A 17,053-nucleotide genomic window follows, 5' to 3' on the forward strand; every position below is an offset into this window, starting at 1 on the left:
CCGAGAAGGGACTGTCCAGAGTGAATCGGTACTTGCAGAACCGTGAGCGGCTGCTGACCTCATCCCGGCCTCTGCCGGACTTCGAGGTTCTGGGATCGCAGGGACCGTGGCTGCACTGCGCCGGAGGCACCCGGATTTTCGACGGATCGAGCGGACTGCTGTGCACCAACGTGGGCCAGAGCAGCCCCAAGGTTCACGCCAGGATTGAGAAGCAGTTCTTCCGCTACTCCTTCGGCGGCGCCGCCGTCGTCCAGCCCCACATCCAGACGGAGCTGACGGACCGTCTGTGCACGGCCGTGGGCCGCCCGGACGACTCCGTAGCACTGACCACGTGCGGGACGCTCGGCGTCGAGGTCGCCGTGGGCCTGGCCCGGAACATCACCCGCGTTCGCGACAAGAAGCAGCGCGGGGACATCCTGACCTCGAACATGAGCTACCACGGGATGTCGGCGCTGACTCTCGCCCTGGCCGGCAACCATGCCCGCAGGCCGCGCCCGGAGGACGCGCTCGGCCTCGGCCCCGCCTTCCCGGCGCCCTACCCGCCGACGCACGCCCACGAGGGCCGCGGTTGCGACGCCTCGTGCGCCGACGAGATCATGAAGGAGATCGACAGCCGCGGAGCCGAGAACGTCGCCGCGGTGTTGATCGAGCCCGTCAACGGGACCACGGGCGGCGCCTTCGTGCCGCCCGACGGCTACCTTCGGCGGGTGTCGGAGTTCTGCCGGGAACGGGACGTCCTGGTCATCCACGACGAGGTGCTGACCGGGATGTGGCGCACCGGGACACCGCTCGCCAGTCACCACTGGGACGGCTGCGAGCCCGACATGGTGATCCTGTCCAAGGGGCTGGGCGCCGGGTACACAGGCGTCGGCGCCGTACTGGTGTCGCCCGAGATCGCTCCGTGGATCCGCCACGAGGACGCCGACCCGCTGCCGGCGATGGGCACCATGGCCACCCACCCCCTCATGGCGGCCGCCTGCCTGGGCGTCCTCGACGAGCTGGAGGCGATCGACTTCACCGCCTTCGAGGCCCGCGGGGAACGCCTCGGACAGGCCATGAAGTCCCTGAACGGCGTCGGGCCCGTGCAGGACATACGCGGGCTGGGCTTCCTCTACGGGGTGGAGGTCGCCCCAGGGCAGCTCTGGCCCGTGATGAAGGCCACAGAGGAACGGGGAGTGTTCTTCTACCCATTCACCGGCGCCGGAGAGCCCAAGAGCGAAGGGATAGTCGTCGCGCCCCCGCTGATCTCGACGGACGAGGACATCGAGTTCCTGATCACAGCCCTGTCCGGCGCGCTGGAGGCCGTGGGCTGACCGTCCGGACCCGCCCCGCACCACCGCTCGAACACTCCAACGAACTTACGAGCGACCCGACTTGGGTCCTCCTCGCCAACCGATAGCGTCGGGGGCACACCGGGTGTGGTGTGCCCCCGACGAGACAAGGACGACCAGCAATGCGTGTTTCCGTGATCGGCTGCGGTCACCTCGGTATCCCGCACGCGGCGGCGATGGCCGAACTCGGCCACGAGGTCATCGGCGTGGACGTCGACCAGGCCAAGGTCGATCGACTCAACGCCGGCGAATGCCCTATCTACGAGATCGGCCTGCCGGAACTGCTCGCCCGCCATACCCAGAGCGGACGTCTGCGCTTCACCACCGACGTCCGTGAGGCCGCCGACTTCGCCGAGCTGCACTTCATCGGCGTTGGCACCCCCATCGACGCCGACGGCCGCTCCTACGACACCGCGCAGGTCTTCGGCGCGATCCGTCAGCTCGCTCCCCACCTCGACCGGGCGTGCACGATCGTCGGGAAGTCCACCGTCACTGCCGGCACCACCCGTCAGGTCACCGCCCTCGCCCAGCGCCTGGCCCCCGCCGGCGAACAGGTCGACGTCGTATGGAACCCGGAGTTCCTGCGCGAAGGCCACGCTGTCGAGGACACCCTTCGCCCGGACCGGCTCATCGCCGGCGTCACCACTGCGGAGGGCGAGAAGGCGATCCGCGGCGTGTACGCCGGGATCATCGACGCGGGCGTGCCGATCTTCGTCACCGACCCGCAGACCGCGGAGTTGGCCAAGGGCGCCGCGAACACCTTCCTCGGCCTGAAGATCTCGTTCATCAACGCTGTCGCCGACATGTGCGAGGCCGCGGGCGGCGACGTCTCCCAGATCGTGGACATCCTGGGCATCGACCCCCGGATCGGCAGCGGCGGCATGCGGCCCGGCATCGGCTACGGCGGCGGCTGCCTCCCCAAGGACGTCCGCGCCTTCACCGCCTCCGCCCGACAGCTCGGCGCCGACCAGGCCGCTGCCCTCCTGCGCGCCGCCGAGGAGATCAACGAAAACCGCACCGACGTCGCGTTGGGCCTCATCACCCGCGCCCTCGGGGACCGCACCATCAAGGGCGCCCGGATCACCGTGTGGGGCGCCGCGTTCAAGCCCGGCACCAACGACGTACGCGAGTCCCCGGCCCTCGCCCTGTCCCAGGCCCTCCAGCAAGCAGGCGGCATCGTCACCGTTCACGACCCGCAGGCCGTGCCCACGGCGATGGTCCGCAACCCGGAGCTGGACTACACCGACGACCTGGCCGCCTCCCTCGACGGCGCCGAGCTCGTCGTCCTGGCCACCGAGTGGCCCCAGTACCGGCAGACCGACCCCCACGTCCTGGCCGACCGCCCGGCCACCCCCCTGCTCGTCGACTGCCGCACCACCCTCGACCCGGAGCCCTGGCGTTCAGCGGGCTGGACCATCCACCAGCTCGGACGCCCCGGCAAGTAGAACCGGCCCCCACCATGACCATCGACGACGTTCTTCTCCGCCGCGCCCGCGACGCCGACGCACGCGCCGCGGCCGATGTGTGGCTGCGTTCCTACGCCGCCGCGCTGCCGACCGTGCGCTGTCCACACGACGAAGCCGACGTACGGGACTGGTTCAAGCGCGTGCTCGTGCCGCAGTACGAGACTTGGGTGGCCGTCATGAGAAACAGCGTGGTGGGGCTCCTGGTGCTCAACGGCGGGGAGCTGAAGCAGCTCTACCTCGAACCAGAGTGGCGCGGGCGGGACCTCGGAGACCGGTTCATGGCCCTGGCCAAGCAGCAGCAGCCAAACGGCCTGTCGCTGTGGACATTCCAGATCAACGGACCGGCCCGACGCTTCTACGAGCGGCACGGCTTCGTCGAGGCCGAGTGCACCGACGGGCAGCGCAACGACGAACGCGAGCCAGACGTCCGCTACGTCTGGCAGCCACAGTCGTAGTCGCCCAGTTCGCCCGCCCGGCCGACGATGAAGGCGGTCCCCCGAACACCAGGGTGACCGCCTTCGCCATGGGGTCGACGGGTCTACGGTGACGCCCATGACAATTCTGATCGTCGGCGGCAGCGGCTTTCTGGGGTCCGAGCTGATCCGGCAGGCAAGAAGGGCGGGGCATACGACGGTCGGGACGTACACGACCGAGCCAGGTAACACCTCCCCAACCGCGTGGTGCCACCTCGATCTGCGGGACGTGGAAGGCCTGGACGCCGTCATGGCCGAGGTGAACCCGGGCGTCGTCATCAACGCATCGAGCGGCCGGGCCGACTGGGCGGTTACAGCGCAAGGCCCCCTCCAGCTCGGGATAGTGGCGGCGAAGCACGGAACCCGGATGGTTCACGTGTCCACCGACGCGGTGTTCTCCGGCGCCGGCCGAGTCCACTACGACGAGTCCTGTCTCCCGGACCCCGTCACCCCGTACGGCGCAGCCAAAGCCGCGGCCGAGACCGGGGTCCTCGCGGTGCATCCGAAGGCCGTTGTCGCCCGTACGTCGCTGATCATCGGCCACGGGCGTTCCGTGCACGAGCGCCTGGTGCACCAACTCGCCGCCGGCACCTTCGACGGCGCCCTGTTCACCGACGACATCCGCTGCCCGGTCCATGTCTCGGACCTGGCGGCCGCGCTGCTGGAACTGGCGTCGAGCGGCGCAGCAGGCATCTACCATGTTGCAGGGCCCGACGCCCTGAGCCGCCACGAACTCGGCGTCCTCATCGCCCAGCGCGACGGTCTCGACGCATCTTGTCTGCCCGCAGGCCTGCGGGCAGACAGCACCGCTCCAGGGGCCCTCGACGTACGCCTCGACAGCCGGGCGACCCAGAGGCAACTGCGCACCACGCTGCGCGGAGCTCGGCAGTTCTTGGGTCTCGCCGCGGCGCCGCCGAGCTGGAGGTCCGCTCAGCCGGACTGATCGGGAAGTGGGAAGGCGAACCCGCCCACGAAGCGATGATCGAAGCCGCGCGGCGGCTCGGCCTTTGTGCGACGTCCCGTGAGGTCAGCCGGTAGCCGCCGGGCAGGTCGGCGCGGGTGCGGTCACGGCCGCGCAGGTGGTGTTCGACGATGGTGTCGGAGATGGCGTAGGTCGGAGAGGCGGGCTCGAACTCGTACATGGCGCAGGCCTCCACAGGCGGCAGTCGGCGCGGGTGTGCGGGGGTGGTCAGCGGGTGATGCGGGCCCGGGCGCGGTCGGCCTGGACGTGGACGGCATCGGCGTGCGCGGCGGCGCGGACCTTGTCGGCCCACTCGGCGGCGCGCTGGGCCAGTCCGGCGAGGCGCACGAAGTAGGCGTCCTGGTGCTGGCGGGCGCGGTCCATCAGCGCCGCGTGCTCGGCGGTCAGCTCCTGGGCGGTGTACGCGGCGATCGCTTCCACGCCGTGGCGGCGGGTGACGCGTCCGAAGGGGCAGGCGCCTTCCTCCTGCTCGATGACGGCGACGTCGGCGGCGGGCCAGCCGGTGGCCTCGTCGCGCGGGCCGAGCTGGATGTCGAGCACGCACACCGCGTCTGCATCGTGCAGGCCGTCAGCCTGGTAGCGGATGTGCGGCCGGGGCACCGGGCCCGTCTGGCGCTCGGTGTGCGCGCGCCACAGTTCGGGGGAGGGGTCCTCCTCGTCCTGGTGGAGGCGGTGAAGGTAGGAGAGAAGGGCGGGCAGCTGCCAGGCGGGGGAGCCGAACGGCGCGGCCGGCATGGCGAGCCCGGCCCGGGCGATCAGGCCCGTGTGGTTACTGACGGCGGCCTGGGCGACGAACAGAGAGGCTTTCAGGCGGAGTTCGGAGCGGAGCATGACGAGGCCTTCCGGGCGGGCGGCGCGCAGAGAGGGAAGGGGGAGGGGGCCCGGGCCGGACCTGTCAGGTCCGGCCCGGGCAGCAGGTCAGGACGCGTCCTCGGAGTCCTCGACGCTCACGGCGTCCGGGTCGTCCGGGGTGTCCTCGTCGGCCTGTCCGTCGGCGTCGCCGCTTCCGGCTCGCCCTCCTGGTAGGGCTCGTCCTCGACGATGGCCTGTTCGACGCTGGAGAGCGGGTAGCCGATCTCGGCGAGGAACTTCAGCCACGTGCGGGCGTCCTCGCGGATCTCCCGCAGCTCGTACACGGCCGAGCGGGCGGTGCTGTCGGTGCGCCAGGTCCGGACCTCGCCCATCCGCTTCTCGAACGTCGCGGCCAGCACCGCGAAGTTCAGCAGGGTGAGCTTGGCCGGGGTCGCCGTGGCGGCGCGCTCGGCGGGGGCGTCGTAGCCGGTCAGCTCCTTGACCAGGTCCCGGCGGCCCGCGTCGCCCACCCACTGAGCCACCGGCTTGGGGCAGGCAAGGAGCTGCCCGGTGATGAACGCGGCGAGCGGCTTCGGTGCGGTCTTGCGGCCGATCAGGTCCTTCAGCCACGCCTGCCGGGCCTTCTCGGCGGCGCGGTAGGCCTTGTTGCCCGCCTTGACGTACTCGCGCGACGGCTCCGACGACTTGGCCTCACCCGTCGCCTGCGGCCGCTCCTCGGCCTGGTCGCCGTCCGTCTCGGGGGCGTCCTCCTGGGGCGGGTAGTGACCGAAGCGCTCCGGGTCGGTGCAGAAGTACTCGACCTCGCCGGGCTCGCGGGGATTCTCGGCCCAGGTCGCCACGTGGCCGGGGCACTCGGCGTGCGCCTCGGCGGTCATGGGCTCGCCGTCCGGGCCGTCCAGCTCGCTGAGCGGCTCGACGGTGGCCGGAAGCGTGTCGCCGTCCTCGGCCAGCCGCACACCCGCCGCCGTCAGCTGCGGGCGGACCTCGGCGCGGGCGCGCTGCTCCTCGCGGTCGTCGCGCTCCCACTGCACCTGGAACTCGAAGCGGCCCTTGGCGTAGGCGTCCAGCAGCCGGTCTACGGCGGCGGGGTCGTCGTCGAACTCGCCCAGCACCCCGAGGACTTCGAGGTCGAGGTCGTACGTACCGGCTTCGGCGAGTGCCGAACGGGTCCGCGCGCCGACCGACTTGGCGGTCTTCACCGCCTGGGACACGTCCCTGCGGGAGCGGCCGGTGAGCTCGACGACCCTGGCCTGCTTCATGCCCGCGCCGACCGCGCCGAACAGGGCGTCGGCCTGCTCCAGCTCGGTCAGGCCCCGGCGGTAGTCGTCGTCGTTCTCGATGAGCTGGTCGATGAAGTCCTCGCCCGCCTCGCGCAGGGAGGGGTCGAGCACGTACGCGGGGACCTCGATCGCGTCCTGCTCCGCCTCGGTCTCCTTGGTGGCCCGGGCGGCGAAGTAGCGCCGGTGGCCCATCTTCAGCTCGTAGGTGTCCTCGCCGAGCGGGAGGACCACGACGGGGACCTTCACGCCGTTGGCCGCGACGGACTTGCGGAACTTCTCGTCCAGGTTGAGGTCCTGGCGGACGTTGTTCTCGTTGACGCGGATCTGGCCGAGCTGCAGCGTGACCCGCTGCATCGGTGTGGTCGTTGCGGTGTCGCTCACGGATTGCTCCTTGTGCGATCGGTTGGTGTTGAGCAAGTTGCCGCTTGCTCATGAAATCAATTATACGCCATTCGATCCGTGGGGCAACACCTTTTTTCCGGGGAGTGCTGGGGGAACCGTGCTGGTCAGGGGCGCCCTTCGGGCGGGCGTCGGGGCGGTCAGGTCTCGGTCACCGTCACCGGGGGCAGGCCCATGTGGGCGGCCCAGGCTTCGGCGGCGTCGTGCAGGGTGCGAAAGCCGGTCGGCCAGATCGGATGCCGGGCCTTCTGGGTCGCGTAGACGTAGGTGAACACCTGCGGTCCCAGGCCGTGAGCGTGCTGCAGGCGGCCGGCCAGATGGGGGTGCTCAGGGCACCAGATGCGGTAGCGGCCCAAGGCGTCGAGCCCGTCACGGAACACGTCGCCGTGCTCCAGGTGGACGGCGACCGGCTCAGGCCGGGGCGGGGTGGCCCGTACTCCGCCCTTGGTCAGCACGGTGGCGAACCCGGCCTTGTGGAGGTGGGCGGCGATGTCTGCACGTAGGCGCAGCCAGGTGTCGCGGGCCGCTCCGGGCCTTGGCGGCTTCCCGAGATGGCGGCCGATGAGCAGCGTCACGTGGGCGGTGCCGTCCTCGCCTGAGTGGCCGACGGACACGGCCACCTGCTCTGCGGTGAGCTGCTGGCGCTTGACGGCGGGGAACCGGCTCGGGGGCAGGGCGCGGCGGGTGGCGCCCACGTACCAGGACGGTGCCCCCGGCCGGTAGGGGCAGCGGTGGCGGGCGGTCGGCGTGCTCATCGTGCGGCCTTGTCGGCGTCGCCGGAACGGTCGTCCGGGGCCGCTGCGGTGCGCCGGGTTACCTCGCCGTAGGCCTTCATGACGGCCTCGGTCGCCTCGTCGCCGACATAGCGGAAGGTGACGATGTTGAGGCCGTCGCCGAGAACCTGCGCGGTCACGCGCTCGATGGTCCCGCGCTTGCGGTACTCGACGATCAGGGACGGTTCGGGCCGGGTGACCTCGGCTCCGGGGACCAGTGCCACGAGGTGATCCGCCACGGCGGCCCGGGCCTCGGCGTGCTTGCGGGACTCCTCGTTGGCCGCGAGCACCTTCGGGTAGGTCTCGTCGTAGACCGGCAGCAGCTTGGTACGGACGGCCTGTTCCAGCGCCCTGCCGCCCCGGTCGGCGCGCATCTCCGTACGGGGGCGGTGCCGTTGCATCAGGCTGTACGAGGTGTCCGGGTAGGCGACCCTCGCCCGGACGTACCCCTCACGCTGTGCGGGGCTGATCTCGATGCGCCGCCCGTCGGGGTGTTCCAGAACGGCACCCTCCTTGCTGGATGCGGCGGACGGACGGGCTGTCCAGCCGCCGCCGGGCATCAACGGCGCGGCTTCGGCGGCGAGTTGGTAGGTGATGGACTGTTGCGGCTCCCTTGGAGATGAGCAGTCCTCACGTGCCGACCAGGGAGTTGCTCAGTTTCTGAGAGCAGGGTTCGGTAGAAGTTACTGGCAGGTAGGGGTGGTGCCTGCTTGAGTGCACGCCGCTGTCGGTTGGCTTGACCTGTGGTTTTGTGTGACGTCTCCGGGATCTGCTCAGCAGGAGCGTTAGTTGCTCAGGGGCAAAGGGCCGCCGGTAGTGGCGGTTGAGGGTTGCTGGTGTGAAGGCTCGGAGTCGGCCCTGTCCCGTGGTGTGTGGCATCACTTTGTCGGGCCTGGGCCGAGCGGGACGGGCACGCGCACGTAGGGTGACTCCTCGTACCAGCCCGGGGTAGCCCTGGGCGTTAGATGCGCGCAGCAGCGGGGGAGTACGCGATGCACGGCACCCAGGACACCAGGGCGGCGGATGTCCAGATCAGGCTCGACTCGGCGACTGGCCTCGAAGGTCACCTGGCGCTGATCGGGTGGCTCCGCGGTGAACGCGGTCTCCAGGGACGGGTCCACGTCGTGCCCGCCCCACCCGCGGAGAACGAGCTCGGCGCTGGTCTCGAACTGCTGACGGTGTCCCTCGGTTCCAGCGGGATCGCCACCGTCCTGGCCGGTTCCCTCGCCACCTGGTTGCAGAACCGCCGTACCCCGACCAAGATTCGCATCTCTGTCACCCGGGCCGACCGCACCCTGGAGCTCGAGACCGGTGACGCCGCCGAGGCTGAGGCGTTGATCCGGCGATTCCTGGCGGAGGACGCCGATGGAGTCTGACGACGCCGCCGTGCTCATCGGCGTCTCCAGCTACCGAGATCCCTCCCTCTTGGACGTGCCCGCCGCGCGCAACAGCCTGCACGCGATGCACCGGCTGCTGACCAGCCCCGAGTTGTGCGGCTGGTCCGAGGACCAGGTGCACGTTCTGGAGGACACCGCCGGGGCCACGGACCTGGCCCTGGAACTGCACCGCCTGGCCGAGGAAACCACGGGTACCCTGCTGATCTACTTCGTCGGCCACGGGGTTGTGAGCAAGTCCGGTGCGCTGTGCCTGGCCGCCGGCGATACCCAGCTGCGCTATCCCGACCTGACCGGCCTGGAGTATGACAAGGTCCGCAGCGCTCTCCTGGACTCACCGGCCCAGGTGAAGTTGGTGATCCTCGACTGCTGTTACTCGGGCCGGATCATCCATGGTCTGGCGGGCGCCGGTGAGAGCCAACTCGTGGATAGCACCGACATTCGCGGCGTCTATACGCTCACAGCAGCCGACCAGGTCGCGCACGTGCCTTCGCGAGACGAGACTGCTGCCACGTCCTTCACCCAGGTTCTGTGCGACGTTGTGCGAAGCGGCATCCCAGGTGCCCCGCCGGCGCTCGCTCTGACCGACATCTACCCGAAGCTCAAAAGCACGCTCAAGGCACGCGGTCTTCCCGAACCGAACCAGCGGGGGACCGACACTGTCGAGTCCTACCCCTTCAGCCGCAACGTCGCGTACACCGGCGGAACAGGATTCCGGCTGCTTCCTCAGGAGCACGTGGACCGCTTCCTCAGGATCCTCGCCGCGCAGCCGCACCACGTCCTCACGGCTGAGAGTATCGAGAAGCTGGAGGACTGGCCCGGTGTCTACCTTCTGCACCGGGAGTCCCGCGACGCCCCGGAGATCCTCTACGTCGCACGGAATGATCGATCGATCGCCGTCCGTCTCGGCCAACACCTGCGAAAGATCAGCGGACGCTGCCATATCGACGCCCGCGATCTCTCGTTCAGCTATCTCAAACTGGACGACGACCTCAGTGTCGTGGCGCCGGAGCGTCTTGTGCTCCAGCACCTCCACGCTCAGGGGCGTTCTCCGCTGTGGAACAACAGCGGCTTCGGCAACAACGACGCGGGGAGGGTGAGGGACTCCCACCGGCGTGGCGGCGACCACTTCGACGTACTCCATCCGATCGATCTGTCGTGGCCGGTTCGCTTCGATGTCCCAACGCTCAAGGTGACGGCGCACGAGATGGCAATGAATTTGCGAGCCCAACTCCCTTACGTCTTCCGCATCGAGGCCCGGGACGCCGAGCTCGACAGGGTGCAGCTGACCCTCCCGGAGAGCTCTCTCCGCGCCGATCGGGCCTTCCGCCTGCTTGCCGCTGCCTTGGGGGACTCATGGCAGATCAGCGCCCTGGTAGGCCAGGTTCTGATGTACCGGGAGCAGGGCACGAGGTACCCCAACGCCATCCGCTACTACGCGGGCATGCAGACGGTCACTGAAATGCCTGAAGTGTGCAAGGCGGCCGGCCTTCCTGACGGCAGCTAAGCGGCACGGCCTGCGCGGTGGCGGCCCTGGAACCCCTTGCGGTGCACGGTCAGGACCGCGTGGCTGGGGCTGGTGAGCCCTGCCATACTTTGGACTGAAACGTGGACGGGAGAGGTGCAAGTGATGCGGAGCTGCCAGTGAAGCGTCGTGCCGGCCCCGACGGGATGCACCTCTTCGACCGCCGCACCGGCCTGAACGTACTCTTCGACGAGGTCGACGTCCCCGAAACTCAGTGGGCCCGTGCCCCTCGCCAGGTGTCGATCGCCCTGACCAACGCCTGTGATCTGGCTTGTCCGTTCTGCTACGCACCCAAGACCGCCGCCGTGCTGGATGCCGACCAGCTGTGCGCATGGATCGATGAACTGGACGCGGAGGGCTGCCTCGGCATCGGATTCGGAGGCGGAGAACCCACCCTCTACCGCCGCCTTCCCCAGGTGGCCCATCATGCTGCCGAACGCACCAGCCTCGCGGTGACCATGACGACGCACGCACACCGGCTCACACCCCAACTGATCGACGCGCTGGCCGGAGTCCTCAACTTCGTCCGCGTCAGCGTCGACGGGGTTGGCACCACCTATGAGGAACAGCGCGGCCGCCCCTTCACCGAACTCGTGCAGCGGCTTACCTGCATCGGGCAAACGTTTCGATTCGGGCTCAACTGCGTCGTGAACACCCTGACGTTGCCCGATCTCGACGCCGTCGCCGACCTGGCTGCCTCGACCGGGGCAGCGGAACTCCTGCTGCTTCCCGAGCGTCCGGCACGCGGCCGCCCGGGAAGCAGCCCGCACACCGTCGCCGCCCTGCACCAATGGATCACCAACTACCGCGGCCCCGTCGCCCTCACTCTCGGCGAGGGCGACACCGGCTCCCTACCGACCGCCCAGCCGCTTCCGCGCGAGACGGGACTGCGCACCTACGCACACATCGACGCTGCCGGAACGCTCCGGCGAACCTCCTATCATTCCGCCGGGGAACCGGTCGACGACCGCGGCGTCCTGGCCGCACTCGAGCGCCTGCAGCAGAAAGATGTCGCATGAAGGTCTGGTACGGATACGGCACCGAGCACTCCATGAACCTCGTCATGATCGGCCGGTTCAAGGACACCGCCACCGCCGAACGCGCCCACGCTGTCATCAAACAACTCACGACGGCCCTGCAGGCGGAGGAGGAAGCCGGCCGCCTCACCGTCGGCGAGCCGAACGACCGCTACAGCGACGAGGTCCTGAAACTGCTCAGCGACCTCAACATCCACAGCATCGGGCCGCGTGAACTTGAGCAGTTCCTGTACGACCTCACCATGCGCCGCGACGGTGACTCCATCGTGGTGACCACCGATGAGACCGATGTCCAGGCGCTGCTGAAGGCCCTCATCGACAAGGGGGCCCGCATCGAGGTGTATTCCGCACACGACCACCCCGGCACCGGCTACGGCCGGGGCAAGTGAGGGCGAACGACCCGATGACTCCGCTGGACTGGGACAAGTTCACCGCGCTGCCGGGCAGCCCCCGGGACAACTTCGAGCTGCTGTGCCGGGGTGCCGTCACTCACGCATACGCCCGCTACGGCCGCTTCATCGCCCTGGCCCAGCAGCCCGGCGTCGAGTTCCACCTCGACATCGACCAGCCCGACTGCCCGCTCGGCCAACCCGGTCGCTGCTTCGGGTGGCAGACCAAATGGTGGGACATCCAGCCGGGCCGCGCCATCGGCGTCGGCCGCCGCAGCGACGTCGAGGACTCCCTCAGGAAGACCGAGAAGCACTTTCCGGGCATCACCGACTTCGTGCTGTGGACCCGGCACCCTCTCACCGCCGGCGACCAGACATGGTTCTACGGCCTGTCCACCACGATGAAGCTGCACCTGGCCACAGAGGTCGAGCTCGGTCATCTGCTTGTCGGCGATGCCGTTTTGCTGCGCGAGTCCTACTTCGGGCCCCTCGTCTTGACCCCGGAGCGCCTCGCTGAACAGCATGCGCGAGCCGCCGCCGAGGCCGGGGAACGCTGGATTCCCGAGGTGCATCAGGCATCGGCAGCCGAGCACCGGCTTCGCCGGATGCTCGCCGAACCCGACGCGTGGGACGACCTGGGCGACACCAACCGCAACATCGCCCGCTTCGAAGCAGCCCTCGACGACGCGGCCGCTACGCTGCCCGCCCCTGTGGCCGAGCAGACCGCGGAGATCGCCGCCGTGGGACGTGACGTGGCCGAACTCCTCCACGAAGCACACCAGCAGATCAGCAACAGCCAGCCCTCCCCGCTGCTGGGCACCACCGACCGCACTGTGCCCCAGGCACCCACTGCGCAGCCCGCCGTACTCCGGCGGCTGCGTGCCCTGCGGCATGCAGCCGCTCTGCCGCTGACCAATCTGATCGCTCACATCCGCGACGCCGCCGCCCTCGCCCGCCACGTCACCGATCACCTGTCGACCCGGCTCGCGGTGGTCACCGGCGACGCCGGATTCGGAAAGACGCAACTGTCCGCGACGCTCACCGCGGCAACCGCGGCACGTCCCGCTGGCGTCCTGCTCTACGGCAGGCGTCTGAGCGCCCGCCAGACCCTCGACGATCTCGCAGGCCAGGTCACGGCAGCAGGCAAGCCCCTGGTCTCCTTCGAGGAGCTTCTCGCCGCCGTCGATGCGGCCGCACAACGAGCCGGATGCCGCCTGCCCATCGTCATCGACGGCCTGAACGAGGCCGAAACCCCCACGCTGTGGCCGCCGTTGCTGCGCAGTCTGCAGGTGACCCTCAAGCAGTACCCGTCCGTGCTCGTGGTGTGCACGGTCCGCGAGGCATTCCTCGACGAGACGATCCCCGCCGAAGTGACCGACATCCTGGAGCTCGACGGATTCGACGAAGACCTCGACAAGGCCATCGCCCGCTACTTCACCCACTACAAAATCGAACCGGGCGGCGCTGACCTGCCGCGCGAACTCCTCAGCCACCCGCTGACACTGAAGATCTACTGCGCCACAGCCAATCGCGACCGCAAGCAACCCGTCAGCGCAGCAGGCCTGCCCAGCTCCCTCACCGGAATCTTCAGTGAGTACCTGACCTCTGCCGCCCACCGCGTCTACGAACTCACCCCCTTCATCCACCCCAACGACGTTAACCAGGCACTCGACGCTCTGGGCAACGCCCTGTGGGAGGACCGGGCACGCGACCTTCCCGACACCCAGGCGAAACAGCTGTGCCAGGACACCCACCGCCGCTGGCAGGAGAGCCTTCTCGCCGCCCTCGAAAATGAAGGTGTCCTTCTTCGACACCCCGATGGCGCGGGCGGAGTGACCTGGTCCTTCGTCTACGACCTGATGGCCGGGCACGTCATCGCCACCAGCCTCGTGCACACACACGGCAAGGGCATCGCCCGGCTACTGCGCGAAGGAACGACCACAGCACGCTTCAACGGCACGCCGGACGAACGGCACCCCCTCGCGACCGACATCTTCCAGGCCCTGGCGGGTGCCATGCCCCGCGCTGGCGCTGCGCAACTGTGGCAGGCCGTTGCCGAACCCCTGCGCCTGCGTGCCCTCCTGCATGCCGCCCGGCTCGAAGCAGCCCACCTCGACTCCGTCACCGTGGAGGCGCTCGCCAACCACAGCGACGAATTCCGTGGACGAGACGACCTCCTCCAGCGGCTTCACAGCACCCGCGCAGCCCCCGGGCACCCCCTCAACGCACACTTCCTCGACCGGATCCTGCGCGACAGACCGGTCGCCGACCGCGACCTGCGCTGGAGCGAATGGCAGCGCGCACACAGCAGGCCCCTCCTCGCCGACGCAACCGCCCTGGCCACACGCTGGCGCGACCATCCGCACCGCACGGAATCCGACCGGCTGCGGGCCCGGTGGCTGATGTGGACGCTGACGAGCACCCACCGCGACCTGCGCGACGCCGCCACGGCCGCCCTGTACTGGTACGGCCGGCACGACATCAGCGGACTCTTCACCCCTACCCTGGAAGCGATCACCATCAACGACGCCTACGTCGGCGAACGCATGGTGGCCGCCTCCTACGGCGTCACGACGGCCCACCCGAGCCACGCCCCGGACCTGGAAGCCGCCTTGCCCGTCTACCTGACAGGGCTGCTGCACGCCTTCACCGGGCACGAGGCCACCCACCCTACCCTCCACTCCTTGACCCGGTACTACGTCTCCTCGACGTTCGACCTCGCCCAGCGCCGCTATCCCGCCGCGGTCCCTGCCGAAGCCGAACTTCCCTTGGCCTTCACCGCGGCACCGGCGACCACGCCGCTGCCCGAGGGCGATCCACGCCGGGAGGACGTCCGCCGGACGATGGCCATGGACTTCGGCAACTACACCCTCGGGCGTCTGTTCGAGGACCGCAGGAACTACGACGACTCCCACCCCGGACACCAGGAAGCCACCGCCGTCGTCCTCGGTGTTGTCCACGCGCTGGGCTGGCGCCCCGACCTGTTCGACGAGGTGGAACGCCGCATCACCTCAGCAGCGTCCCGGCAACGCCACAACTCCAGCGACCAGATCGACCGCTACGGCAAGAAGTACGGCTGGATCGGCTTCCACACCATGGCGGGCATGCTGACCGACCGCGGCCAGCCACCCGAGGACCTCGAAGTAGACATCGACCCAACTTTCCCGCAGCACCCGCAGCCTGTCCCGCTCCCGCTCGGCACATGGACGCCGCGGACACCGGACGACGACCTCGAATGGCTGCGCCACGGCATCGTCAACGTGCCGGACAACTTCCTTGCGCCAGCCCAACTCGACGAGGACGAAGGCCCGTGGCTGCTCGTCCACGCAGAAATCGACACCGAGGACATCACCACCGGACGCGACACCTTCGGCCTCTTCAACACCGTCCTCGTCGACCAGAAGAACCTGACCGCGCTCCTGGAGGCGTTCAATGCCCAGGCCTACCCAGGCCGAGACATGATCGACCTGCCCGCCGAGTACTACCTCTTCGCTGGCGAGATCCCCTGGCATACCCGCTTCGCTGCACCCGAACCGGGGCTGACCACAAAGGACCTGTACAGCAACACGCTGCGCTACGACGGACCCGAGCTCCGCTTCGAGCGGCTGGCCCACCACTTCACCTGGGAACCCCACCACAGCAGCCAGAACCAGGCGACCGCCTACGTCCCCAGCAGGCTGTTCTCACAGGCTTTCGACCTGCGTGCTCTTCCAGCGGGCTTCGACCAATCCGAACCCACCGGCGCACTTGCCACGCGGTCTTTCGCAGCCCCTTCCGGCTTCTCGGGCGGGCTGCTGTATCTCCGCGCCGACCTCCTTCGACGATATGCGGCCGGCCGTGCGATCGTCACCTTCTGCTGGGGAGAGCGGGCCATGAAAACCGCTTGGCCCGAGAGACCGTCCGGTGCCCTGCAGGCCCTCTACCAGGCCCACCAGAACATCTGGCGCCAGACGAAGCAGCACTGAACACCGTCCTACGCTGCGTGTGTACAGCCAAGGCTGCCTGCCTTTTCCGCCACCCCTGCATCTGCGGGGACCACGCGGCAGTGCGAACCGCTGACCATGTCACGGTCGCGCGCAGGCCGGCGGGGGCCTTCGGCGCGTCGCGCACCTGGGGGGCGGATGATGGTGTATGCAGGCGTGGAGGTCGGCGGCTACATGCGCCGAGCGGGGAGGACGGGATCGGGGGTGGCTCGTGGCAAGTGGGGCTTTCGAGGAGCTGCAGACCGGCGGGTTCGGGCCGGCGACATTTGATCTGTTGCGGCGGCTGGTCCATCAGGTGCGCCGTGCCTCCGGCTTTCCGCCTCCGGAAGGGCACACCGTCTGGAGCGATGACGCGGCGTACGACGTGATCAGTGCGATGTTGTCCCAGGAAGGAGCGGGACAGCGGTTCGTGACCGTCTGCTTCGCCCAGGCCGCCGACGAGGCCTCCCTGGAGAGGCTGTTCCTCACGTCGATCAAGAACTTCCTCATCGATGAGGCGAAGAAGACGCCGCGGGGCAAGCTCCGGCGCCGCATCGCCCGCTTGATGGACGAGGACACGGCCTACCACAAGGACAAGGGCTCGCCGCCACGCTGGGCGCTGGCCGACCATGCCGAAGGAGCCGTGTGGCAGGGAGATCTCGACGATCTCATTGCCCAGGCGGCACGGGTGACAGGTGTCGGTATCACCCGATGGAACCACTCCGGCCCTACCCCCAAGCAGACGGTCCACGCCCTCAAGACCATCCTCTCGTCCGTGCTCCAGTGCGCCCAGGGAGCGGTGCGGGAGGAAGACCTCGCCAAGGTCCTTGAGGCCCGGTTCGATCTCCTGGCGCCGGCCCGTTTCACCGCGCTGTACGCCGACGAAGGGACCGTCGCCGAACTCGTCGACCAGCACGCTGCCACCACCGCACCGGACCCCACAGGGGTCGACGGAGTAGCCGAGGACATCTGGCAGCGCCTGTCACCCAACGAACGCCTGCTGCTTCCCTACCTCGACGAGGACGCCCATCATGCGGCGCAGCTGCTGGAGATCCGGCAAACCCACGCGGCTGCCGTCCTTTCGAACCTCAAGACCACGCTCCGTACCGCCCTGTCCGTGGACAGCGACCCCCAGGCGGTCATGGCCGCCCTGCTGCGGCGCTGCGACGACGCTCCTTCGTGAACAGCCCCAGTTACGTCGTCTGGACCCAGTGAGAAGAGAATGCGCT

The 17,053-nt window shown here is 69.1% G+C and carries 14 protein-coding genes; 10 read left to right on the forward strand and 4 right to left on the reverse strand.

All coding sequences use genetic code 11. The annotated features are described in order from the left end of the window. The first annotated feature begins 32 nt into the window (after positions 1-32). The 4 genes from ACWC91_RS32825 (at position 33) to ACWC91_RS32840 (ending at position 4,213) form a co-directional block, all read left to right on the forward strand. Positions 33-1,313 (forward strand): aminotransferase class III-fold pyridoxal phosphate-dependent enzyme, encoded by a 1,281-nt coding sequence (locus tag ACWC91_RS32825; protein ID WP_450644082.1) that lies wholly within the window; start codon positions 33-35, stop codon positions 1,311-1,313. Between the two features lie 140 nt (positions 1,314-1,453). Continuing rightward, complete coding sequence (locus ACWC91_RS32830) at positions 1,454-2,776, forward strand: UDP-glucose dehydrogenase family protein (RefSeq protein ID WP_450726143.1); 1,323 nt, start codon at positions 1,454-1,456, stop codon at positions 2,774-2,776. Positions 2,777-2,790: 14 nt separating this feature from the next. Then, complete coding sequence (locus tag ACWC91_RS32835; RefSeq protein ID WP_450641745.1) at positions 2,791-3,252, forward strand: GNAT family N-acetyltransferase; 462 nt, start codon at positions 2,791-2,793, stop codon at positions 3,250-3,252. 97 nt (positions 3,253-3,349) lie between these two features. Then, positions 3,350-4,213: an SDR family oxidoreductase gene (locus tag ACWC91_RS32840; protein ID WP_450641746.1), complete on the forward strand. Its 864-nt coding sequence runs from the start codon at positions 3,350-3,352 to the stop codon at positions 4,211-4,213. A 246-nt stretch (positions 4,214-4,459) separates the two neighbouring features. Here the strand turns inward: ACWC91_RS32840 and ACWC91_RS32845 are convergent, their stop codons facing one another. The 4 genes from ACWC91_RS32845 to ACWC91_RS32860 all read right to left on the reverse strand — a co-directional run bounded on the left by ACWC91_RS32845 (position 4,460) and on the right by ACWC91_RS32860 (position 8,077). Further along, positions 4,460-5,083, reverse strand: coding sequence for a hypothetical protein (locus ACWC91_RS32845; RefSeq protein WP_450641747.1), 624 nt, complete (start codon positions 5,081-5,083; stop codon positions 4,460-4,462). Positions 5,084-5,199: 116 nt separating this feature from the next. Next, a complete protein-coding gene (locus ACWC91_RS32850; protein ID WP_450641748.1) occupies positions 5,200-6,726 on the reverse strand; it encodes a ParB/RepB/Spo0J family partition protein in 1,527 nt (508 codons plus the stop codon). A 158-nt stretch (positions 6,727-6,884) separates the two neighbouring features. Further along, positions 6,885-7,499, reverse strand: a complete 615-nt coding sequence (locus ACWC91_RS32855; protein WP_450641749.1) for a hypothetical protein — start codon at positions 7,497-7,499, stop codon at positions 6,885-6,887. Then, the gene (locus ACWC91_RS32860) at positions 7,496-8,077 is read right to left on the reverse strand and encodes a hypothetical protein (RefSeq protein WP_450641750.1); all 582 of its coding nucleotides are present in this window, start codon (positions 8,075-8,077) and stop codon (positions 7,496-7,498) included. Before ACWC91_RS32860 ends, ACWC91_RS32855 begins: the two co-directional genes overlap by 4 nt. Before the next feature lie 432 nt (positions 8,078-8,509). Here ACWC91_RS32860 and ACWC91_RS32865 point away from each other — a divergent pair, with 432 nt between their 5' ends. The 6 genes from ACWC91_RS32865 to ACWC91_RS32890 all read left to right on the forward strand — a co-directional run bounded on the left by ACWC91_RS32865 (position 8,510) and on the right by ACWC91_RS32890 (position 17,007). Beyond that, positions 8,510-8,893, forward strand: a complete 384-nt coding sequence (locus tag ACWC91_RS32865; RefSeq protein ID WP_450641752.1) for an effector-associated constant component EACC1 — start codon at positions 8,510-8,512, stop codon at positions 8,891-8,893. Next, complete coding sequence (locus ACWC91_RS32870; RefSeq protein WP_450641754.1) at positions 8,883-10,418, forward strand: caspase family protein; 1,536 nt, start codon at positions 8,883-8,885, stop codon at positions 10,416-10,418. The genes ACWC91_RS32865 and ACWC91_RS32870 overlap by 11 nt, the downstream gene beginning before the upstream one ends. A gap of 137 nt (positions 10,419-10,555) precedes the next feature. After that, positions 10,556-11,455: a radical SAM protein gene (locus tag ACWC91_RS32875; protein ID WP_450726145.1), complete on the forward strand. Its 900-nt coding sequence runs from the start codon at positions 10,556-10,558 to the stop codon at positions 11,453-11,455. Beyond that, positions 11,452-11,862 carry a DUF6375 family protein gene (locus ACWC91_RS32880; protein WP_450641756.1) on the forward strand — a complete coding sequence of 137 codons (411 nt, stop codon included), beginning with the start codon at positions 11,452-11,454 and terminating at the stop codon, positions 11,860-11,862. Before ACWC91_RS32875 ends, ACWC91_RS32880 begins: the two co-directional genes overlap by 4 nt. Positions 11,863-11,876: 14 nt before the next feature. Further along, the gene (locus tag ACWC91_RS32885; protein ID WP_450726147.1) at positions 11,877-15,827 is read left to right on the forward strand and encodes a hypothetical protein; all 3,951 of its coding nucleotides are present in this window, start codon (positions 11,877-11,879) and stop codon (positions 15,825-15,827) included. Positions 15,828-16,056: 229 nt separating this feature from the next. Next, on the forward strand, positions 16,057-17,007 hold the full coding sequence (locus ACWC91_RS32890) for a hypothetical protein (protein WP_450641758.1): 951 nt from the start codon (positions 16,057-16,059) through the stop codon (positions 17,005-17,007). Positions 17,008-17,053: the final 46 nt, after the last annotated feature.

The organism is Streptomyces sp. NPDC001204, assembly GCF_053598035.1.